22 protein-coding genes are annotated in these 22,291 nt (G+C 36.3%); 3 read left to right on the forward strand and 19 right to left on the reverse strand.

The window, feature by feature from the left end; genetic code table 11:
- Positions 1–17: 17 nt before the first annotated feature.
- The 3 genes from MG292_RS07595 to MG292_RS07605 form a co-directional block, all read right to left on the reverse strand.
- The gene (locus tag MG292_RS07595; RefSeq protein ID WP_264533322.1) at positions 18–407 is read right to left on the reverse strand and encodes a hypothetical protein; all 390 of its coding nucleotides are present in this window, start codon (positions 405–407) and stop codon (positions 18–20) included.
- 119 nt (positions 408–526) lie between these two features.
- On the reverse strand, positions 527–826 hold the full coding sequence (locus MG292_RS07600; protein ID WP_264533321.1) for a helix-turn-helix domain-containing protein: 300 nt from the start codon (positions 824–826) through the stop codon (positions 527–529).
- Positions 827–987: 161 nt separating this feature from the next.
- Entirely contained in the window at positions 988–1,362 is a 375-nt protein-coding gene (locus MG292_RS07605; protein ID WP_264533320.1) for an iron chaperone, read from the reverse strand.
- 238 nt (positions 1,363–1,600) lie between these two features.
- On the opposite strand from MG292_RS07605, the gene yaaA reads away from it, so the two are divergent.
- On the forward strand, positions 1,601–2,359 hold the full coding sequence (gene yaaA, locus MG292_RS07610) for a peroxide stress protein YaaA (protein ID WP_264533319.1): 759 nt from the start codon (positions 1,601–1,603) through the stop codon (positions 2,357–2,359).
- A 113-nt stretch (positions 2,360–2,472) separates the two neighbouring features.
- Here yaaA and MG292_RS07615 read toward each other — a convergent pair whose 3' ends face one another.
- The 14 genes from MG292_RS07615 to clpB form a co-directional block, all read right to left on the reverse strand.
- Positions 2,473–4,050, reverse strand: coding sequence for a DHA2 family efflux MFS transporter permease subunit (locus tag MG292_RS07615; protein WP_264533318.1), 1,578 nt, complete (start codon positions 4,048–4,050; stop codon positions 2,473–2,475).
- A gap of 1 nt (position 4,051) precedes the next feature.
- Positions 4,052–5,131, reverse strand: coding sequence for an HlyD family secretion protein (locus MG292_RS07620; protein WP_264533317.1), 1,080 nt, complete (start codon positions 5,129–5,131; stop codon positions 4,052–4,054).
- A gap of 12 nt (positions 5,132–5,143) precedes the next feature.
- Positions 5,144–6,472 (reverse strand): TolC family protein, encoded by a 1,329-nt coding sequence (locus MG292_RS07625; protein WP_264533316.1) that lies wholly within the window; start codon positions 6,470–6,472, stop codon positions 5,144–5,146.
- Complete coding sequence (locus MG292_RS07630) at positions 6,459–7,088, reverse strand: TetR/AcrR family transcriptional regulator (protein ID WP_264533315.1); 630 nt, start codon at positions 7,086–7,088, stop codon at positions 6,459–6,461. Before MG292_RS07630 ends, MG292_RS07625 begins: the two co-directional genes overlap by 14 nt.
- Positions 7,089–7,211: 123 nt before the next feature.
- Entirely contained in the window at positions 7,212–7,661 is a 450-nt protein-coding gene (locus tag MG292_RS07635) for a GNAT family N-acetyltransferase (RefSeq protein WP_264533314.1), read from the reverse strand.
- Positions 7,662–7,672: 11 nt separating this feature from the next.
- Positions 7,673–8,434, reverse strand: a complete 762-nt coding sequence (gene trpA, locus MG292_RS07640; RefSeq protein ID WP_264533313.1) for a tryptophan synthase subunit alpha — start codon at positions 8,432–8,434, stop codon at positions 7,673–7,675.
- Between the two features lie 54 nt (positions 8,435–8,488).
- Complete coding sequence (locus MG292_RS07645) at positions 8,489–8,857, reverse strand: four helix bundle protein (protein ID WP_264533312.1); 369 nt, start codon at positions 8,855–8,857, stop codon at positions 8,489–8,491.
- A gap of 114 nt (positions 8,858–8,971) precedes the next feature.
- Complete coding sequence (trpB, locus tag MG292_RS07650; protein ID WP_264533311.1) at positions 8,972–10,153, reverse strand: tryptophan synthase subunit beta; 1,182 nt, start codon at positions 10,151–10,153, stop codon at positions 8,972–8,974.
- Positions 10,154–10,165: 12 nt separating this feature from the next.
- Positions 10,166–10,822 (reverse strand): phosphoribosylanthranilate isomerase, encoded by a 657-nt coding sequence (locus MG292_RS07655; RefSeq protein WP_264533310.1) that lies wholly within the window; start codon positions 10,820–10,822, stop codon positions 10,166–10,168.
- Positions 10,823–10,893: 71 nt separating this feature from the next.
- A complete protein-coding gene (trpC, locus tag MG292_RS07660; protein ID WP_264533309.1) occupies positions 10,894–11,673 on the reverse strand; it encodes an indole-3-glycerol phosphate synthase TrpC in 780 nt (259 codons plus the stop codon).
- A 110-nt stretch (positions 11,674–11,783) separates the two neighbouring features.
- Positions 11,784–12,776: an anthranilate phosphoribosyltransferase gene (gene trpD / locus MG292_RS07665; protein ID WP_264533308.1), complete on the reverse strand. Its 993-nt coding sequence runs from the start codon at positions 12,774–12,776 to the stop codon at positions 11,784–11,786.
- 104 nt (positions 12,777–12,880) lie between these two features.
- Positions 12,881–13,447, reverse strand: coding sequence for an anthranilate synthase component II (locus MG292_RS07670; RefSeq protein WP_264533307.1), 567 nt, complete (start codon positions 13,445–13,447; stop codon positions 12,881–12,883).
- 72 nt (positions 13,448–13,519) lie between these two features.
- Positions 13,520–14,920 carry an anthranilate synthase component I family protein gene (locus MG292_RS07675; RefSeq protein WP_264534599.1) on the reverse strand — a complete coding sequence of 467 codons (1,401 nt, stop codon included), beginning with the start codon at positions 14,918–14,920 and terminating at the stop codon, positions 13,520–13,522.
- 269 nt (positions 14,921–15,189) lie between these two features.
- Positions 15,190–17,793: an ATP-dependent chaperone ClpB gene (gene clpB / locus MG292_RS07680; RefSeq protein ID WP_264533306.1), complete on the reverse strand. Its 2,604-nt coding sequence runs from the start codon at positions 17,791–17,793 to the stop codon at positions 15,190–15,192.
- 144 nt (positions 17,794–17,937) lie between these two features.
- Here clpB and ytxJ point away from each other — a divergent pair, with 144 nt between their 5' ends.
- Complete coding sequence (ytxJ, locus tag MG292_RS07685; protein WP_264533305.1) at positions 17,938–18,327, forward strand: bacillithiol system redox-active protein YtxJ; 390 nt, start codon at positions 17,938–17,940, stop codon at positions 18,325–18,327.
- 16 nt (positions 18,328–18,343) lie between these two features.
- Here ytxJ and MG292_RS07690 read toward each other — a convergent pair whose 3' ends face one another.
- Both MG292_RS07690 and MG292_RS07695 read right to left on the reverse strand, forming a co-directional pair.
- Positions 18,344–19,006: a DUF1349 domain-containing protein gene (locus MG292_RS07690; protein ID WP_264533304.1), complete on the reverse strand. Its 663-nt coding sequence runs from the start codon at positions 19,004–19,006 to the stop codon at positions 18,344–18,346.
- A 199-nt stretch (positions 19,007–19,205) separates the two neighbouring features.
- Positions 19,206–19,934 carry a restriction endonuclease gene (locus MG292_RS07695; protein WP_342032622.1) on the reverse strand — a complete coding sequence of 243 codons (729 nt, stop codon included), beginning with the start codon at positions 19,932–19,934 and terminating at the stop codon, positions 19,206–19,208.
- A gap of 412 nt (positions 19,935–20,346) precedes the next feature.
- Between MG292_RS07695 and dnaK the strand changes: the two genes are divergently transcribed.
- Positions 20,347–22,233: a molecular chaperone DnaK gene (gene dnaK / locus MG292_RS07700; RefSeq protein WP_264533303.1), complete on the forward strand. Its 1,887-nt coding sequence runs from the start codon at positions 20,347–20,349 to the stop codon at positions 22,231–22,233.
- Positions 22,234–22,291 lie beyond the last annotated feature (58 nt).

Here is a 22,291-nt window from a genome sequence, read left to right on the forward strand (position 1 = left end):
CATTTCGTTCACGGGGTTCAAAGTCGGGAGACTTTGCGCAGCGGGCGAATTGTGTCAATTGATTTTAAAAACAATTTCATTTTCCAACTTTTAAACGTTGTGTCTTTTTCTTCCTTATTCAAATCCAAAATAAGTTGCTCGAATCCTTTTTTATTTATTATCATTTTTTGTTTTCTTACTTTGGGTGAAAGACTCATTCCAGTCATAAAACCAATATTAAATTTTCCTTCTTCAGTTGTATATGCAGTATCAACATATTTTTCATCTAATAATAAATAAATTTTAGCATTTGATATAGGAATATTTTTTTCATTTAAGATTACACCTTCACCACCTACAGCAAGTTCACAGGAACTTAAAGAAAATAATATTAAAATCGCTAATAAAAAAAAAGTATATGTTTTCATGATTAATTATATATAGTTACGATTTACGCATTACTGCTAACGTTCCGGCGCTTGGCGAGGTTGCGAACTTCGGAACTGATTATTTTCTGTTAAAGATAAAGTTTTTTCGTGCACAAAAATTACAACTTAATATTCAATTCTAATTTTCCACCCAAACCGGATTCTACGATTTTTTGTAAGGTAGAGAAACGAACTTCTTTGACGTTATTTTCAATTTTGGAGATATAGGATTTGGTTGTACCGCATTTCTCGGCCAATTGTTCTTGGGTTAATCCTTTTTCGATTCGGGCTTCATGAATTAAAGCACCTAATTTGAATTCTTGGTATCCTTCTTCTAAAGCAGTACGTTTTTCGGTTCCTATGTTTCCGTAAAACTCGTCTTTAAATTCAGAAAGTGTTTGAAGTTTATTTGTTTTCATATTCGGCTTTAATTTGCGATTTTTGTTTAGCACAAAAATAAACAAAGTTGCCTTTTAGTATAACTTTTTTAGATATAAAAATACCAACGGATTTTAAACAGATGTTACTGATTTCCGCGGATCCAATCCGTTTAATCTGTGGAATCTGTGTTAAAAAAAAACTATTTTTTCTTTTCCAAATTACTCGCTACACGATAGCGCAGTATTTTTTGCAATAATTCTTCAGGAAGTGGTTTTTCTGGGGTGAATTGAATGGTTCCTGCTGAGGTTTTGAAACTAGTTAATTCATCTTTGAAAACATCAATAGTTTTCGAATCCCAAGGGAAAAAACTGCAATGGTTTTTAAAAGCCGCAAAGCCACCAATCATTCCGTGGAAATGGTAGGCTGGCATTTTGTAGCTTAAGTATTCTTGTGCATCGGGAACGGTGTTTTTTATGATTTGGCGCACACGCTCCAACGCTATTTGTTGCTCAACGGGTAGATTTGAGATATATTTGTTAACTCCTTCGGTATCGTTAGGTTTAGTTTTAGCCATTGTAATCTATTTTATTTCAAAAATAATAAAAGTTTTGAGTGGCACGAAAACAAAGTTTGATTTTCGGGTTTTCAATTTGTACTTTTGATTCCGTTACAATAACAATTTCAAAAAGCAATTTCAAAAAGCAATTTCAAAAAGCAATTTCAAAAAGCAATTTCAAAAAGCAATTTGAAAACTTACACTAACAGATTTTTATTTTACATTATTTATCTATAGCAAAAAGTATTTCAATTATATGAAAATAGTGATTTCCCCAGCTAAGTCGTTGAACTTCCAAAAAGAATTGCCTACAACGCAATTCACACAGCCTAGTTTATTAAAAGAGTCCAAAAAAGTGCATGCGGTTTTGAAACAAAAAATACCTGCTGAGTTATCACAATTGATGGCGATCTCAGATAAATTGGCTGATTTGAATTGGCAACGCAATAAGGCGTGGAAAACTCCTTTCAATAGTTCGAATGCCCGTCCTGCGGTTTATGCTTTTGATGGAGATGTGTATACTGGTTTAGACGCGTATTCGATTCCAATGGAAAAGTTGGATGTGTTGCAAGAGCGTTTACGCATTTTATCCGGTTTGTATGGGGTGCTGAAACCTTTGGATTTGATACAAGCTTACCGATTGGAAATGGGAACCAAATTGCCTATTGGCGAAAACAACAACTTATATGATTTTTGGAAAAGTACGGTAACGGCTAGTTTGAATAAAGAATTGAAAAAAGGAGAGTTGTTTGTGAACTTGGCAAGCAATGAATATTTTTCAGTAATTGATACTAAAGCGTTAAAAGTGCCAGTTATTACGCCCGACTTTAAAGACTATAAAGACGGCAAATTAAAGATGATTAGTTTCTTTGCCAAAAAGGCGAGAGGCATGATGGTGCGTTATATTATTGATACGAATGCTGAAACTATCGACGATTTAAAAGGGTTCAACTACGAAGGTTATCAATTTGATGCCAATTTATCGAAGGGGAATAATTTGGTTTTTACGAGATAATAATTCGTTCACCGCAGATTCGCAGATTACAATAATTGGGTTCTTTGAGTTTAGATTTGAAATAAAAAAAACACAGACTAAAACCGAGGTTTTAATCTGTGTGTAGAAGTATTTTAGTGCATTGCTTCGGCAGGATCAATTTTATTTTTCCCTTTTTTGATTAATAAAATAATCGGGATACAGCAAAGGAACAGGATGCCTAGATACATAAAAACATCCATATACGCCATAACGGTAGATTGCTTCATGACCGAATAATCGAGTATTTGATAGGCTTTATTCAAGGCTTCATTACTGCTATATCCTTTGGATATAAATCCTCTTTGAAGCATAGCAATACGTTGTTGTACATTAGTTTTTGTAGGATCCAAATGAGTCAATAAATTCACACGGTGTTCTTGACTGAATCTAGAGATGTAGGTTGTAATGATGGCAATACCAAAAGAACCTCCTAGTTGACGCATCATTCCGGTAAAAGCTGCCCCTTCGCCAATGCTTCTTCCTTTCAAAGTAGAAAGCGATAGGGTAGTGATGGGTACAAAAAGCAATCCTAATCCAATTCCTCTTAAAATTAATGGCCAGAATAAATGTTCTACTCCTGTATCAGGCGTCATTCGACTGTACATTAAGAAAGTAAAGAAAAAGAAAATCAAGAATCCGACTGCGACCATATAGCCTTGTGGAATTCCTTTTTGAATCATTTTACCAATGATAGGCATCATGAATGCCGTAGTTATGGAACCTGGAATTAATAATAAACCAGCATCTGTAGCTGTCCAACCCAAAATAGCTTGGGTGTAAATAGGAATAATTAGAGTCGAACCATACAGACCAAATCCAAGGATAAAACACATCACGATACCAATGTGGAGATTACCGTCTTTTAAAACACTCAAGTTGACAATGGGATGTTCATAAGTGAGTTCGCGCCAAATAAAAAACAACAAACCAAAAACCGATACGATGCTTAAAATCAAGATAGTAGTATCGTTAAACCAGTCATCTTGCTGACCGTGTTCTAAAACATATTGTAACGAACCAATAAAAGCACTTAACAAAAAAATTCCCCACCAATCGACTTGATGCGCTTTTAGTTTTTCACCGTATTTCGGACTTCGAACAAAAGAAAATGCTAAAACAGCTGCAATAATTCCGATAGGAATGTTGATGTAAAAAATGTAAGGCCAAGAAAAATTATCTACGATATAACCTCCTAATGGCGGACCTAATGTAGGACCTACAATAACTCCCATTCCGTAAATAGCTTGCGCCATTCCACGTTTTTCTGCAGGATAGCTTTCGGTAATAATGGTTTGAGCCGTTACTAATAACGCTCCTCCACCCAATCCTTGGATGAATCGAAAAATGATTAATTCCCAAATAGTACTGGCATTCCCACATAAAAAGGAAGCCGTTGTAAATAGGATGATCGACACTACAAAATAATTTCGTCTTCCAAATTGTTGCGAAAGCCAACTCGTCATCGGGATGACAATTACATTCGCAATAGCATAAGCGGTAATAACCCAAGCTACATCATTTAAGGTCGCTCCAAGACTTCCTCGCATATTAGTTAGCGCCACGTTGACAATAGTGGTGTCTACAATTTCGAGCAAGGCACAAAGTACCGCTGTAATGGTGATGATTACACGTCTATGGCCGTATTCTACTAAATCGTCTGCTTGTACCATTTTATTTTAAATGTACGTCAACATCCACATTCATTCCTGGACGTAATAATTTAATTTTTTCAGGATCGTTGGTAGCGTCTAAACTGATTTTTACAGGCAAACGTTGGATGGTTTTTACAAAGTTACCCGTAGCATTATCAGGAGGTAGCAATGAAAAGCGTGCTCCTGTTGCTGGAGAAAAAGAAGTAATAGTTCCTTGGAAATCATAATCAGGATAGGCATCTACTTTGATGGTTACTTTTTGTCCTTCTACCATTTTGTTCAATTGCGTTTCTTTGAAATTAGCAATTACCCAAGCCGAAGCATTATTGATAATTTGGAACAACGATTGCCCTGCCTGAACCAATTGCCCGGGCTGAATATCTACTTTAGATACTTGCCCGTCGATAGCTGCAGTAACAACAGTATAAGTTAAGTTCAATTTAGCCGCCTCTAATTGTGCTTGCGCTCTTTTAATATTGGCAGCAGCCACTTCAGTTTGTTTGTTAGACACTTTTGATTTGGCTTCAATAACTGATTTTTGAAAGCTACTTGCTTTTTGTTGTTGTTGCAAAATACGCACCTGAGTCTCGGCTTCTTGTTTGGCAGCCAAAGCTTGCTCGTATTGTTGTTTGGTAATCGAGTGATTTTTGTACAAATTGTTGTATCTGTTATAATCACTGGTTAAGCGTCCCAAACGAATTTTTGCTGCCTCAATGTTACCACCTGCTGATTGAACGTTAGCGTCAGAAACAGCTACGCTAGCTAAAGCACCACTGATGTCTGCTTTTGATACTTCAAAACTTCCTTCGGCAGCTACTAGTGCAGCATTAGCTTCTTCAATTTTAATTTTAAAATCTCTTTGGTCAATCGTAAATAAAGTGTCTCCTTTTTTTACAAAATCGTTGTCTTTTACATATACTTTGTCCACATATCCAGAAACTCTTGGAATAATTGGATTCATTCTTTTCTCAATTTGAGCATCATCTGTTAGCTCGTGAGATTGTGCGTGCAGGTATTTGTATGTTCCATAAGAACCACCTACAATGATTAATGCTAAAAATATAGTGATGAACTTTTTATTGGTATTTTTCTTTTCCATGTCAGGTGTTGGTTATAGTTTTGAAATAGTGAAAGTACGGGTTAATTGCCCCGTTGCGTTAAGTAAGGCGTAGTATTTTTGAATGATATTGGCTTTAGCTAATGTTTTATTGATATTAGCACTTAGTTGTTCTACATCGGCTTCTAATAAGTCATTGGTATCGGCTAATCCGTTATCGTATTTATCTTTAATGATTCGGTAGTTTTCTGAAGATTGTGCCACAGCTTGTCCGTACACTTCATTTTGTTGGATGGCTAAATGGTATTCTTCTATTGCTTTTTGAACTTCAATTTTGATATAGTCGGTTAGCATGGCTTCTGAATTTTGAATTTCAGTTGCTTTGCTTTCGGCTAATTTGACAGCAGTGCCATTTTTAAAAATAGTACTCAAGTCATACGATAAACCTAAGCCAAAATTCATGGCATTTTGAACAGTTACCACATTTTTCAAATCCAATGCGACATAACCACCGATTACATTTATGGAAGGATAATACCCTCCTTTAGTTAATTTGATGTTGGCTTTGCTCGCTTTTCCTTGCAATTGAACCGCTTGTAGATCTTTTCTGTTTTCCAAAGCAGGTTGCTCGCTTGTTGGAACATTATCCATTTTGAAATTAGCAAAATCACCTTCACGAATTTCTAATTGAGTTCCAACAGGCAATTTCAATAAAGTAATTAACTGAAAGTTGATGATATTTTCGTCATTCACCGCTTCATCAATCGATAATTTGATTTTAGATACTTGCAATTGTGCTTTCAATAAATCATTTCGAGCGATGATTTCATTTTTTTCTAATTCGCTAAAATCAAATGCACGTTGTTCAGCTCGTTTTTGATTTTCTTTCAAAAGAGAAATTGTTTTCTGTGCCTTGAATAAACTAGCATAAAGATTAATCACTTTCATAGCAACTTCCTCTTTGGTATGAGTTGCAGATGCTGTTTCGGCTTCGTACAAATTTTCATGCATCTGTACACTATTTTGTATTCTAAAACCAGCAAAAACAGGTACAGAAACATTAATTTGCCCAATCATTAGTTGGTCAACCACAGGTAATGAACCTGAATTGCTATTTTGACTTGACTTTAAATTGATGGAAGCATTCGCTAATCGTTGGTATTGTCCCGAAATTCTTAAATCGGGGTATTGATTGTTCTTTGCCGATTCTAACTCGTATTTCTTAGAGTTTACTTTGGCATTTGCCAATCCTACTTCATTGCTTTTGCCCCAAGCTAAATTAACGGCTTCGTCTAATGTTAGGCTTTTTCTCTCTTGTGCATCTATGGAATTGATTCCTAAAACGTACAATCCAAAGAGCAAGAATCGATTAATTTTCTTCATGTATCAGTAGCGCTTTTATGGTTTGTTGTATATGATTTTTTAATTCTGTTGTGCTGTAATTTTCAAAAGCCTCTTTGGTGTTCAATCCCAATACTTCTTCAAAAAACGGTTTGTTCATTTGGAAATGAAAAAAAGTTCCTAAAATAGTAGGAGTGAGCAAGGGAACAATAATATCTTTTCTGAAAACGCCTTTTTGTTGACCTTCTTCAATGATGGTTTCGAGTGTTTTTAGATTTCCTTTTTTTAATTCAGAAAATGCCGCTAAACTTTTGGCTCTTTTTTCAGAATTGAATTCAAAATGTAAAATGCGATAAATTCCTTTGTTTTTGTTCATTCGATTGAGGTACAATTCAATCAGCTTATTGATTTTGTCAATAGGTTCTAACTCTTCCTGAATCAGATGATCCAATTGATTTTTTAAATCCGATGTTCTATAGAAAAGTAAGGATTCCAATAAACGTTCTTTCGACCCAAAATAGTATGAAATCATTGCAATATTGATTTTGGCTATTTTCGAAATATCCCGAATAGAAGTTCCGTCAAAACCCTTTTCTGCGAATAAGGTTTCGGCTACTTCTAAAATCTGAATTTGTTTGTCGGTGAAATTGCTTTTCAAAGCATTATTTTTTTAGCAATGACAAAATTAAACAACTGTTTAATTAAACGACTGTTTAAATTGTATTTAACACCATTTTAACAAATAATTAGCGCTAAAAAAAATATACGGAAAAAGTAATAATTACACTATTGATTTACCCAAACAAACACTTGTTACTACATTTTCATATTGGTCATAATTAGGAATGACGGAATAACCTGCTTTAGTGTACAGTTGAATGGCTTGCGGATTGTTAGTTCCTGTTTCCAGAATACAGTTGGTAAAACCGTATTCGCTTGCCCAATTTTCTAATGCGGATAGGATTCCTTTAGCAATGCCTTGACCGCGAAAATCGGGGCGAACAAACATTCGTTTTATTTCGGCGGTAGTGTTATTGTAGGGTTTGAAAGCACCGCAACCAACAGCATGATTACGGTGGTAGCCAACCACGACATTCTTAATGTGATCCAAGGTGTCGAATTGAGCATAAAACGCATGGTCTTCACCATCGTGAATAGCTAGATCTTCGTCTAATAGAGTGACTAGTTTTAAAAAGTTTTCGTTATCAGAGGTTGTTCTTTCGAATGTCATAGAAATAAATTTTATCGAATCTCTTTCACAAATTCTTCAATTTTTCCTGTTCCATTTTGGGTTAAATGGTTAATGAAAGCACTTCCAATAATGGCGCCTTTCGCAAATTCAGTTGCTTGGTTGAACGTTTCGGCATTGTTGATTCCAAAACCAATGATTTGTGGGTTTTTCAAATTCATAGCAGCAATACGCTTGAAATAATTTTCTTGTGTACTTCCAAAACCCGATTGCGAGCCCGTTACACTAGCAGAACTTACCATATAAATAAATCCGTCAGAGACGCTATCAATAAAACGAATACGTTCGTCAGAGGTTTGTGGTGTAATTAAAAACACGTTGATTAAGCCGTATTTTTCAAAAGTAGCTTTGTATTGCTCCGCATATACATCCACTGGTAAATCAGGAATGATTAAACCGTCAATGCCAATTTCGGCGCATTTTTTACAGAAATTTTCTACCCCGTATTGCAACATTGGGTTGAAATACCCCATAATTACTAACGGAATGGAAACTGTTTTGCGAATGTCTTTCAATTGGTCAAACAAAACTTGAGTTGTCATTCCGTTGTGTAAGGCTTGAGTAGAACTCGCTTGAATAGTTGGTCCATCGGCCAAAGGGTCGCTAAATGGCAAGCCTATTTCAATCATATCAATGCCACTTTTTTCCAAATCTTGAATGATTTGTACCGTATCGTTCAGGCTAGGATAACCCGCTGAAAAATAGATAGACAATACTTTTTTAGTTTCTTGTAATTTTTGATTGATTCGATTCATTGTAATTTACGATTTACGATTTACGATATACGATTTGGCGTATAGTATATTTTGTTATTTTGTGTTATTAATTCGAGCTGTTTTTAATGATGATACAATGATAGCTGTAATTTCATTTGCTTCTTGTAAGAGGAATTCAATTTCCGAATTTAATCCAATTTGTTCTATCATCGTAATATCTTGAATGAGTTCAAGAAAAAAGTGACTTTCATCAGCCTCTTCTTCAACAATTTTTAATTTATTAATAAAATCTGGGGCAGATTTAGCTCTTTGGGTTGCTCTATAATTGGCACCTACCGAGCTAGAACAACGAATAAGTTGGTTGACATACGCATTGTATTCTCTGGTTTTGGGCAATTTACTACATAGAATCCAACAATCAATAGCAAACTTTTTAGTTCGTCTTAGCATTACTTCTTTCATAAGATTTGGGGGCTTTAAGTGTTAATTTATAACTACTATATTTTAAAATCGTACTTCTTACTTCGTATATCCAATATAGTAAATCGTATATTGAATATCGTACTTCGTAAATTCCTATAATTTGAAATAATCAATATAGGTATTCAAATCTTTGTCGCCACGTCCCGAAAGATTAATTACGACCACATCGTTAGGTTTGAATTTCATTTCGTCCAAAACAGCAAAGGCGTGCGCACTTTCAATTGCCGGAATAATTCCTTCTAATTTAGACAGTTCCAAACCCCAATTCATAGCTTGTGCATCCGTAATGGAAATGAATTGAGCTCTTCCTGAAGCAAATAAATGCGCGTGCATGGGGCCAACACCTGGGTAATCCAATCCAGCCGAAATAGAGTAAGGCTCCGTAATTTGTCCGTCAGGAGTTTGCATCAACAAGGTTTTACTTCCGTGTATCACACCAATTTTCCCTAAGGCTGAGGTAGCAGCACTTTCACCTGAATGCACTCCTAAACCTGCTGCTTCTACAGCAATGATGTTGACTTCTTTTTCGTCCAAAAAGTGGTAATAAGCTCCCGCAGCATTACTTCCTCCACCCACACAAGCAATTACATAATCTGGATTTTCTTTTCCTTCTTTTTCCAATAACTGGCTTTTGATTTCTTTTGAAATCACCGATTGGAAACGCGCCACCATATCAGGATAAGGGTGTGGTCCCACTACAGAACCAATGATATAATAGGTATCCACAGGATTGTTAATCCAATCGCGAATGGCTTCGTTGGTAGCATCTTTCAATGTTCTTGAACCCGATAACGCTGGACGCACTTCGGCACCTAACATTTTCATACGGGCTACATTGGGAGCCTGACGTTTGATATCAATTTCGCCCATATAGACAATACATTCCAAGCCCATTAAGGCACAAACGGTTGCCGTAGCTACACCGTGTTGACCCGCACCCGTTTCGGCAATAATTCGTTTTTTACCCAAACGTTTGGCCAATAAAATTTGCCCGATTGTATTGTTTACTTTATGCGCTCCTGTATGGCACAAATCTTCTCTTTTAAGATAGACTTTGGTATTGTATTTTTCAGACAAACGTGCCGCAAAGTAAAGCGGAGTAGGACGGCCTACGTAATCTTGTAACAAAGCGTCAAACTCAGCTTGAAACTCAGGTTCGGCTGTGATTTTTAAATAGTTTTGGCGTAATTCTTCTACATTAGGATATAACATTTCTGGAATGTAGGCGCCTCCAAATTCTCCATAATAGCCTTTTTCGTTGACGTTGTATGACATAATCTATATTTTTTATTTAATGTTTGTACGGACAATTCGCGAATTGTCAGTACTTATTTTTGGATGAATTTCTCTTAATAAATTTATATTTTTTAATCCCGCTTCGATTTCAAATTTACTATTTACATCAATAGCATAAATGGGTAAATCGGTTTTTAGTATTTCGTTGACCAAATCGATTTCGTCTAATCCAATGCCTCCGCTTAAAAAGAAAGGCTTTTGCGAAGGATATTTTGCTAGGACTTTCCAATCGAAAGTCGTTCCGTTTCCTCCAGGTAGTTTTCCTTTGGTATCAAAAAGGAAATAATCACAAACCGTTTCAAAAGGGTGTAATTGATCAAAATCAAAATCAGCATTCACTGAAAACACTTTAATGATTTCAATGTTTTTCGCCAATTTACTTCTCAATTCTTGGCAAAATACTACCGACTCATGTCCATGTAATTGCACGGCTTGTAAATCGTATTGGGCTACTTTTGTTGCAATTTCCCCTTGACTTGCATTAACAAATACACCTGTTTTTTTGATGCTTTGAGGCAAATTAGGCATTGCTCCATCAAAATAGCGCGCCGATTTCTCCCAGAATATAAAGCCCATATAATCGGGTAGGAGCGATCCTACTTCGAGAATATTGTCGGGGTATTTCATGCCGCAGATTTTGAGTTTCATATTTATTTTGCCGCTAAGACGCTAAGGCGCGAAGTTTTTTAAATTCGTTATAATTCGTGCAATTTGTATTGTTACAATTGCGCAATAAATTCTTTCGCTGCTTGGCCTGCGTTATCCGTTTTCATGAAGTTTTCACCAATTAAGAATCCTTGGTAACCATACGGTTTTAATTCGGTTATGGCTTCAATAGACGAAATACCGCTTTCGGATACTTTTACAAATTCATTCGGAATTTGGTCAGCCAATATTTTACTGAAATCCAAACTCACTTCGAATGTTTTTAAATTTCGGTTATTCACACCAATCATATCCAAACTCGGCATAATCGATTTTTCTAATTCTTCTTGGTTGTGGACTTCCAAAAGGACTTCCAATCCTAAACTATGTGCGAATTCAGACAAATTTTTGATTTCCTCTCGGCTCAAAACGGCTGCAATCAACAGAATTAAGTCGGCACCGTGCGCTTTGGCTTCCAAAATTTGGTATTCGTCCACAATGAATTCTTTTCGCAAAAGCGGAATGTTTACGCTAGCTCTTGCCAATAACAAATCGTCCAAAGAACCGCCAAAATACTTTCCGTCCGTTAAAACCGAAATACCACAAGCACCTGCTGTTTCATAACCTTTGACTACTTCTTCTACGGTAAAACCGTAATTAATTTCTGCTTTGGATGGTGAACGACGTTTGTGTTCGGCGATAATTCCCGAAGTACTGTTTCGTAAATTATGGCTCAACGAAATAGTTTGTTTTTCAAAAAACACTGATTCCTCCAATTGTGAAACTGGAATAATCGATTTTTTGAGAACCACTTCTCTTCGTTTGTCTAGGATTATTTTGTCGAGTATGTTCATTTTTTTCTGCCACTAAGGCGCTAAGGCGCAAAGGTTAATTATTTTATTCTGTAATTTTTATTGCTCTAATACAAAATTATAAATCTGTGTCAATTTGTGTAATCGGTGTTTTACTTGCTCAATTCCTGTAAAATTTGCAACGATTGCAATCCTTTTCCGGAGAATAGACTCTCTTTGGCTAATTCAAAACCTTCTAACGGACTGCATTGGGTTACCGTAGCAATAGCCATAGCTGCATTGGCACAGACTACATTGTTTTGGGCTTCGGTTCCTTTTCCAGAGATGATATCGGTAAATAATTGCGCTGATTCCTCTATTGTTTTTCCGCCTTCAATTTCGGTTTGTGCCAAAAGGCGAACGCCAAAATCATCTGGATTGAGCATCAGTTCTTTGGTGTTGGTGATGCATTTGGTTGGACAGGTTAACGATACTTCGTCATAACCGTCTAACGAATGTAAAATCGTGAAATTTCTATCGGTGTTTTGATACAAATACGCATACATTCGAGCCAACTCCAAGTTAAAAACTCCTACCAACTGATTTTGAGGAAACGCCGGATTCACCATAGGTCCCAACATATTGAAAAAGGTTTTTACGCCCAACTCTTTTCGAATAGGTCCCACATTTTTCATAGCAGGGTGAAATAGCGGTGCGTGCAAAATACAGATGCCTGCTTTTTCCATACATTTTTCTAAGAAACTAGTATCATTACTGAATTTGATTCCCATTTTCTCCATCACATTACTGGAACCTGAAATAGACGAAACGCCATAATTTCCATGTTTAGCGACTTTAATTCCCGCACCAGCCGCTACAAAAGAGGCCAAGGTCGAAATGTTAAACGTATCTTTTCCATCGCCACCCGTTCCGCACAAATCAATGGTGTTATATCCTGATAAATCGACACGAATGCACAAATCCAATAATGCTTCACGAAAACCGGCTAATTCTTGGATACTAATGCTACGCATCATATACACCGTCAAGAAAGAAGCGATTTGGCTCGTATTGTATTCTCCGTTGGAGATGTTTACCAAAACGTTTTTAGCCTCTTCTTTGGAGAGCATTTCGTGATTGATTAATCTGTTGAGTATGTTTTTCATTTTTATTTATTTGCCACTAGGGCGCTAAGGCACAAAGTTTATATGTAAAGAGATTAATTAACTTTTCACCTCTAACTTCTAACTTCTAACTTCTAATTTCTAACTTAATTTTTTACCCAATTTTCTAACATTTTCTTTCCGTTAGGGGTCAATACACTTTCTGGGTGAAATTGGACTCCTCTAACATCATAGGTCTTGTGGCGAAGTGACATCAGTTGTCCGTTTTCGTCAAAAGAGGTTGCTTCTAAACAGTCGGGTAAATTCGCGTCTACTACCCAAGAATGGTAACGTCCTACTTCAAATTCATTTTCTAATCCTTCAAATAACAATTCGTCGTCCACCGCTTTCGTAACGATGGTAGCTACGCCATGATAGACTTTGTCTAGATTCGAAAGAGTTCCACCATAGACCTCGCCAATGGCTTGTTGTCCTAGGCATACGCCAAAAATACTTTTGGTAGGACCGTAGTGCTGAATGACTAGTTTTAATAAACCCGCTTCCTCTGGAATTCCAGGGCCTGGCGATAATAAAATTTTGTCAAAATGAGCAATATCCTCCATTTCAAATTCATCGTTTCTATACACAGTCACTTCGCAATCTAAATCCTCTAAATAGTGGACTAAATTGTAAGTAAAGCTATCGTAATTGTCTATGACTAGTATTTTTTTCATTTTTGTATTAAAAAAATTGAAAGATTTAAAGATTGAAAAATCAGCATCTTTAAATTCTTAAATTGTTATATTTTATATTGTTTCTGCCAAATCTAAAGCTGTATTCAAAGCTCTTAATTTGTTGTACACTTCTTGCATTTCACTTTCTTCATCAGAATCAGCTACGATTCCGGCACCCGCTTGACAATGCAATTGGTGGTTTTTACTAAGGAACGTTCGAATCATAATGGCATGATTGAAATTGCCTTTGAAATCCATAAAGCCAATAGCGCCACCATAAAAATTACGATTTGTTTTTTCGTAATCTTCAATCAATTGCATGGCACGATGTTTTGGCGCACCACTCAAAGTTCCAGCAGGAAAAGTATCGGCTACTACTTGCATCGTTGAGGCTGTATCGTGTAAATGTCCTGTTACTTTGGATACCAAATGAATCACATGCGAGAAGAATTGTACTTCTCGGTATTTCTCTACTTGTACATCGTGTCCGTTTCGGCTTAAATCATTTCGGGCCAAATCCACCAACATCACGTGTTCGCTATTTTCTTTTTTGTCTTCGGATAATTGTTTGGCCAAAACCGCGTCTTTTTCATCGTCACCTGTTCTTTTGAAAGTTCCAGCAATCGGGTGAATTTCTGCTTTGCGGTTTTTAACAATGATTTGAGCTTCGGGTGAAGAACCAAATATTTTGAAATCGCCATAATCAAAGAAGAAAAGGTAAGGCGAAGGGTTGATGCTTCGCAACGCACGATAAACATTGAATTCGTCGCCTTTGAATCCTTGTGTAAAGCGTCTGGATAAAACCAATTGGAACACATCGCCACGATAACAATGTTTTTTGGCCAAAGCCACATTGTGCTTGAATTCGTCATCGGTTAAATTAGAAAATCCTTGACCGTCTTTTGAAAATGAATAGGAAGCAATATTGCGAGATTGTAATAACTGTTCGATTTCTGCAATGTTGTTTTTTCCGTCCAAACTATGACAGAAAATATAGGCCTCATTTTTGAAATGGTTGATGGCGATAATATTTTGGTACACTGCGTAAAAAACATCATGAATTGTATTGCTGTTTTCTTTTTTGGCAATGTTTACTTTCTCAAAATAACGGACGGCATCATACGAAATGTAACCAAACAAACCGTTATTAATGAACTTAAAATCATTTTTCTCCGATTCAAATTGCCCTGAAAATTCTTGTATTACGGCAGGAATATCAGTTGTAGCATTGATAGCTATTTTTTCAGCACTTCCGTCAGGATAGTTTTTGATAATCGTTTCGTTTTCAATTTTAATTGAAGCTATCGGATTGCAACAGATGTACGAAAAACTATTGTCGTTTCCGTGGTAGTCGCTACTTTCTAAAAGCAAACTATTCGGGAATTTATCACGTATTTTCAAGTACACACTCACCGGCGTAATCGTGTCGGCTAGGATTTGTTTGTATTTTGTATTTAAAATAAAAGATTTCAAAATATTCATTTTTAAAATGTTATCAAAAGCATCGTTTTGGATATGAAAAAAGGCTTGTCGTCATGACAAGCCTTTTATATTTATAGTAATACTATAGGAGCTTTGTTCACGACGACTGACGTAAATTGTTCCACCACCAAGTATTGTTTGTATTTGTTATCATAAACTTTTTATGTGCTGACAAATATATAAAGGTTATTCCATTATCTCAATATAAAAAAGCGAAAAAAAATATATTTTTCTCGCTTTTTTGTTAAATTAAGCTTGGGTTAGGAGACCAATTCGCCTTGATTTCTAAAGACCAATTGTCCGTCAAAGGCATCCAAAAGAATAATACTTTCGGTTTTGATGTTGCCTGCCAATATCTCTTTAGACAATTGGTTCAATACCTCCCTTTGAATCACACGCTTTACGGGTCTGGCTCCAAATTGTGGATCGTACCCTTTTTGAGACAAATACTCGATCGCTTCAGGCGTAGCGTCCATTGTGATGCCTTGTTGTGCTAGCATTTTAGTGACCGATTTCAGTTGTAAGCTTACGATTTGCGCAATATTGTCATTGGTTAAAGGGGTGAACATTACAATTTCGTCAATACGGTTGATGAATTCAGGTCGCACGGTTTGTTTTAATAAGCCTAACACTTCTACTTTGGCCGACTCTGTTGCCGCTTCGATGCCGCCTTTCAAGTTTTCAAAAGTATCTTGAATAATTTGGCTTCCCATATTAGACGTCATGATGATAATTGTGTTTTTGAAGTCGGCCAAGCGTCCTTTATTATCTGTCAAACGTCCTTCGTCCAAGACTTGCAACAGAATATTAAACGTATCCGGATGCGCTTTTTCAATTTCGTCCAACAAGATTACAGAATACGGTTTTCTACGCACGGCTTCAGTCAATTGTCCGCCTTCATCATAGCCTACATATCCTGGTGGCGCACCCACTAAACGGCTCACACTGTGGCGTTCTTGGTATTCACTCATGTCAATTCGCGTCATGGCATTTTCATCGTCAAAAAGGTATTCAGCTAAGGCTTTCGCCAATTCCGTTTTACCAACTCCCGTTGTTCCCAAGAAAAGAAAAGTACCAACAGGTTTTTTCATGTCTTGTAAACCGGCGCGACTTCTACGCACGGCATCACTTACCGCTTCAATGGCTTCTTCTTGACCTACGACGCGTTTGTGTAATTCGTCTTCTAATTTCAAGAGTTTTTCTCTTTCGCCTTGCAACATTTTGGTAACCGGAATCCCCGTCCATTTAGCGACTACTTCGGCAATATCTTCTCGGGTAACTACTTCTTTTATCAATGAAGTTCCCGACTGATTTTCTTGCAATTGTTTAACCAAAGCGTCCAAACGTTCCTGGGCTTCTTTGATTTTTCCGTAACGAATTTCGGCTACTTTTCCATAGTCGCCATCACGCTCGGCGCGTTCGGCTTCGTATTTGAAATCTTCAATTTCGGTTTTAACGGCTTGGATGTTATCCACCACATCTTTTTCTGATTTCCATTTCGCATAAATTTCGTTGCGGTCTTCTTTTAGGTTGGCCAAATCCATGCCTAAGACTTTTAGTTTGCTTTCGTCTTTTTCACGCTTGATGGCTTCAATTTCGATTTCTAATTGCATGATTTTTCGATCCAAAACGTCCAACTCTTCTGGTTTTGAATTGATTTCCATACGCAATTTAGAAGCCGCTTCGTCCATTAAATCAATGGCTTTATCGGGTAAAAAACGGTTGGTAATATAGCGTTGCGATAATTCTACCGCGGCAATAATCGCCTCATCTTTGATTTGCACTTTGTGGTGCGTTTCGTATTTTTCTTTGATACCGCGCAAGATAGAAACGGCACTTTCGGTATCCGGTTCTTCCACCATCACTTTTTGGAAACGTCTTTCGAGCGCTTTGTCTTTTTCAAAATATTTTTGGTATTCGTCCAAAGTCGTTGCCCCAATCGCGCGTAATTCGCCACGAGCCAAAGCCGGTTTTAGAATATTAGCTGCATCCATAGCGCCTTCTCCACCTCCGGCACCCACGAGCGTGTGGATTTCGTCAATGAAAAGAACAATATCGCCTTCGGCAGCAGTGACTTCTTTCACCACTGATTTTAAACGTTCTTCAAATTCACCTTTGTACTTGGCACCCGCAATCAAGGCGCCCATATCGAGTGAGAAGATGATTTTATCTTTCAAGTTTTCAGGTACGTCACCATCTACAATTCGATGCGCTAAACCTTCTGCAATAGCAGTTTTACCCACGCCAGGTTCACCCACTAACATCGGGTTGTTTTTAGTTCGTCTGGTTAGAATTTGCAGCACACGACGGATTTCTTCGTCACGACCAATAACAGGATCCAATTTGCCACTTCGAGCTAAATCGTTCAGGTTTTTAGCGTATTTGTTTAAGGCGTTGTAGGTTTCTTCGGCAGAGGCAGAGGTCACTCTTTCGCCTTTTCTCATTTCGTCAATGGCTGCTTTTAGTCCTTTTTCGGTTACGCCTTGGTCTTTTAAAATTTGGGCAATTTTACTTTTGGAACCAAAAATAGCCAATACTAAATGTTCTACCGAAACGAATTCATCGTTCATTTTTCCGGCCAAGATTTCGGCTTCGTTCAAAGTGCTATTTGCGGTTCTGGATAACATAATATCGCCACCCGAAACTTTAGGGAAACTTTGAATGGTGCTTTCCAAGATTTGTTTGAAAAGCGACACATTCACGTTCAATTTTTTTAATAGAAAAGGCGTTACATTTTCATCGACTTCTAAAAGTGCTTTGAAAATATGTTCGTTTTCGATTTGTTGTTGCCCCAAACCTTGCGCTAACTGTTGCGAAAGTTGGATGGCTTCTTGCGATTTAGTAGTAAATTTATTAATGTTCATTTTTGTCTTTTTTTAAAGTTGAATTTGGGGTTAAATAAATACCTTTGCATAAAATTTGTCAATTGTTATTCCGCTCCTGAATTTACGTCAATTTGTCGTATATCAAGGAGTTACATCCGACAAAATGACTTTAAAAACGACAAAATGACTTTATTTACTTCTATTTTTGGAGATTCAGAAAATAAAAATTTCAATCCATCTAAAATCAATTGGATTCCATTGACTGATTTGGGGCAATTGAATGAAATCATGGAATTGTCTTACCAACAACCGGTAGTGATTTTTAAGCATAGCACCCGATGCAACATTAGCCGTATGGCGTTGAAACAGTTTGAGAATGAATTTGATTTGGAAGGTAGTGTAACGCTTTATTTTTTGGATTTGTTGAATCACAGGGATATCTCAAATGAGATTGCAACTCGTTTTGAGGTGTACCACCAATCACCACAATTGCTTTTGATTAAAGAAGGAAAATCTGTCTACGATGTTTCGCATAGTGCTATTGACGCGCTGGAGTTAAAGGAGAGGGTGTAGTGTATAGGATACCTAATTATTCTCCTAGATAGGGGTCTTGTATTTTTTTTGCCTGGTATTGAATGTTTGAAAATCGCACTTCGCATTTTGATCCCACAGGAGATTGAGCCAAAAAACCCACTTCAAATCCTGTTTTTGCATCAAATTGTAAATGTCTAATTAAGAACCAATGTATCCCATTTGTTGAATAATATAGGGTAATTACATTAGCTGCTTTGGCTATTTTATAAAAGACTTTAGTTGTATCAATTTCAACCGAGTTGCAATCGTCAGATATATTTTTTGTAACAACACTTACCACTCTTTTAGCTCCTGTATAGTCTTTTTCAAAACAAAATTTAACCCAATTTAAATCGTCATTTTTAATTACAATTGCACCGCCATCCCATTTATTAGTAAAAGCATGTTCAATACAAGTTGAAAGAACAAAATCTTCATCGGCTTTGAACAGTAACTTTGGAGCATTGTCAGTATTGTAGGTTACATTAGGATCCCTAAACATATCTGTTTTTTCACCGGCTACAATTACCAGTTCGTTATGATCTAAAGAGAAGGACAAAGGGGTATTTTCCCATCGCAATGCATGCGGTATAGATTTGATATGAATTGCTTTCGGCTCTTGAGCTGTTGCAGTATATACCATAGATAGTGTTAGTAGTACAATTAAAAGTTTTTTCATTTTTTTTACGGATTTAGATTAATTAGTGTTGATCAAAGTTAAGAGACTTTATGTAGCAAGGATTATAAAAACAATACTTTTTTGCAGTTGTAGTTTGGTTTTCTTATATTTTCTTTGAAGTCATGAAATGCAAATCCCAGCTATTAGGATTAGATTAATTACTCTAAGGAAACTTTATTGATTAGAATGTACTTTATAATTAATCTTCCTCAAAGAAATCATTATCAACTTCTTTAACTTCGTAAGTAGTTTTTACTTGTACGCCTACGTTATATTGGTGCATTAATTCAACTAACTTTATTCCATCAATTAATATAATTGTATGATGTGCTTCTCTTGCTTTTTTTATGGCAGAATCATCAAAGGATGATGTTGTTATAAAAACCCCTTTTCTAGTATCTCCACTCATTGCACCAATAAAATTTCTAATATCTTTCTCACGAATCTTATTTTCGTTATAACGTTTAGCTTGAGTGTATATTTTTTCTAAACCTAATTTATCTTCATTAATGATTCCATCAATTCCTCCATCACCAGATTTAGAAGTTTCAATAAAATCACCATAACCCATTTTTTTCAAAAGGATTAAAATTACTTTTTCAAAGTAATAAGGATTTATCTCTTTAAGTTTATCTAATAGTTCGTTTTTAACTTCTGTCTCAATTGTTGAAAATCCAGAGTCGATTAAATCTTGGGGTGAAGAATTATCTACCCTAATTGTATCAAGTTCAATTGTATTCTCTTTTTCATTTTTAATACTTTCACGATGACTTTTAAAGTCCAAATCATTTTGAAGATCACTTAAGCTTAAAATACCAGTCTCAAGTCTTTTTCTCCCTTTTTCCGTTATTTGAACTAGGCCTCTTTTTGGGTATGAAACAAATTTCCCCATTTTAAGATAGGATTTACCCCATAGTATTCTGTCAATTAAAACATTAGCGCCTGAACTAGTAGTTCTATTGGCAAGTCAGAATAATATTTATCACGAACTAATAATGTCAATTCTCTACTATTAATAGATTCTACAGAATTTAAAATTTCTAGAACTGGGATAAAAGTTTCATGGTATTTTGGTAATTCTATTTTGTTTGGGATATTCATAATAAACTGTTGAACTATGTTGTATTTCAACAAATATAGAAATAAGTTACAAATTACCATTTAAGCATAAGTCAATTTTTAGTACAAATACAATACAAAATGCCATCTTGTCAGCCCTTTTTACGCCAGTTGGGCTGAAAACTGACAATTTCTATACTGTCAGGGACTTGGCATAATGATTGACTTATGGAGTTCGAGTTAGTAAATCGAATATCTAATTAAATTAAATAGAATCAAAAATGGGTAAAATCATCGGAATTGACTTAGGTACCACTAACTCTTGCGTTTCTGTAATGGAAGGTCAAGAGGCAGTTGTTATCCCTAATTCAGAAGGAAAAAGAACAACGCCTTCTATCATTGCTTTTGTTGAGGGTGGAGAAATTAAAGTGGGAGATCCTGCAAAAAGACAAGCAGTAACAAATCCTACTAAAACGATCGCTTCTATCAAGCGTTTTATGGGAAGAAACTTTGCTGAAACTGCTGAAGAAGCAAAAAGAACACCTTACAAAGTAGTAAAAGGAGACAACAATACACCACGTGTAGATATTGATGGTCGTTTATATACTGCGCAAGAATTGTCAGCTATGACACTTCAAAAAATGAAAAAAACAGCCGAAGATTATTTAGGGCAAACTGTAACGGAAGCTGTTATTACAGTTCCTGCTTACTTTAATGATGCACAACGTCAAGCTACTAAAGAAGCTGGAGAAATTGCTGGTTTGAAAGTAATGCGTATCATCAATGAACCAACTGCTGCTGCATTAGCCTACGGTTTAGATAAAAAAGGTAAAGATCAAAAAATCGCTGTTTACGATTTAGGTGGAGGAACTTTTGATATCTCTATTCTAGAATTAGGAGATGGTGTATTTGAAGTATTATCTACTAATGGAGATACACACTTAGGAGGTGATGATTTTGACCAAACAATCATTGATTGGTTAGCAGACGAATTCAAAGCAGAAGAAGGAATTGACTTGCGTGAAGACCCAATGTCTTTGCAACGTATCAAAGAAGCTGCTGAAAAGGCGAAAATTGAGTTGTCATCTTCAGCAGAAACTGAAATCAACTTGCCTTATGTAACTGCGACAGCTTCAGGACCTAAACACTTAGTAAAAAAATTAACAAGAGCTAAATTTGAGCAATTGTCTGATGCTTTAGTAAAACGTTCTATGGAACCAGTGGCTAAAGCGTTGAAAGATGCAGGTTTATCTACTTCTGATATTGACGAAGTAATCTTAGTGGGAGGTTCTACTCGTATGCCAAGAATTGCTGACGAAGTAGAAAAATTCTTCGGTAAAAAAGCGTCTAAAGGAGTAAACCCTGATGAGGTAGTAGCTATTGGAGCAGCTATCCAAGGTGGAGTTTTATCTGGAGATGTAAAAGATGTATTGTTACTTGACGTAACACCTCTTTCTTTAGGTATCGAAACTATGGGTGGTGTAATGACTACATTAATTGAGGCTAACACCACTATTCCAACAAAAAAATCACAAGTATTCTCTACTGCTGCTGATTCTCAACCATCTGTTGAAATCCACGTATTGCAAGGAGCTAGAGCAATGGCTGCTGATAACAAAACAATTGGTCGTTTCCACTTAGATGGTATTCCACCAGCACCAAGAGGAGTGCCTCAAATTGAAGTAACTTTTGATATTGATGCTAATGGTATCATCAAAGTTTCGGCTACTGATAAAGGAACTGGAAAATCGCACGACATTCGCATCGAAGCTTCTTCTGGATTAACAGCTGAAGAAATCGAGAAAATGAAAAAAGATGCTGAAGCAAATGCGGATGCAGATAAAGCAGCTAGAGAAAAAGCTGAAAAATTGAACGAAGCTGACGGAATGATCTTCCAAACAGAAAGTCAATTGAAAGAATTAGGTGATAAATTATCTGATGATAACAAAGTGGCTATCGAGTATGCTTTGACTGAATTGAGAATGGCACACCAATCTCAAGACATTCCAGCAATTCAAACGGCTTTGGACAATATCAATGCAGCTTGGAAAAAAGCTACAGAAGCGATGTATGCTCAAGGTGAACAAGGTCAAGCAGATGCACAACCTCAAGGGGATGCGCAATCAGGAGACAATGTAGAAGACGTTGACTTCGAGGAAGTGAAATAATAACTATTTCATTTATATAAACAAAAAACCGAGCTAGTAATAGCTCGGTTTTTTATTG

The sequence above is a fragment of the Flavobacterium keumense genome (assembly GCF_029866485.1).
In the GTDB taxonomy this organism is placed as follows: Bacteria; Bacteroidota; Bacteroidia; order Flavobacteriales; family Flavobacteriaceae; genus Flavobacterium; species Flavobacterium keumense.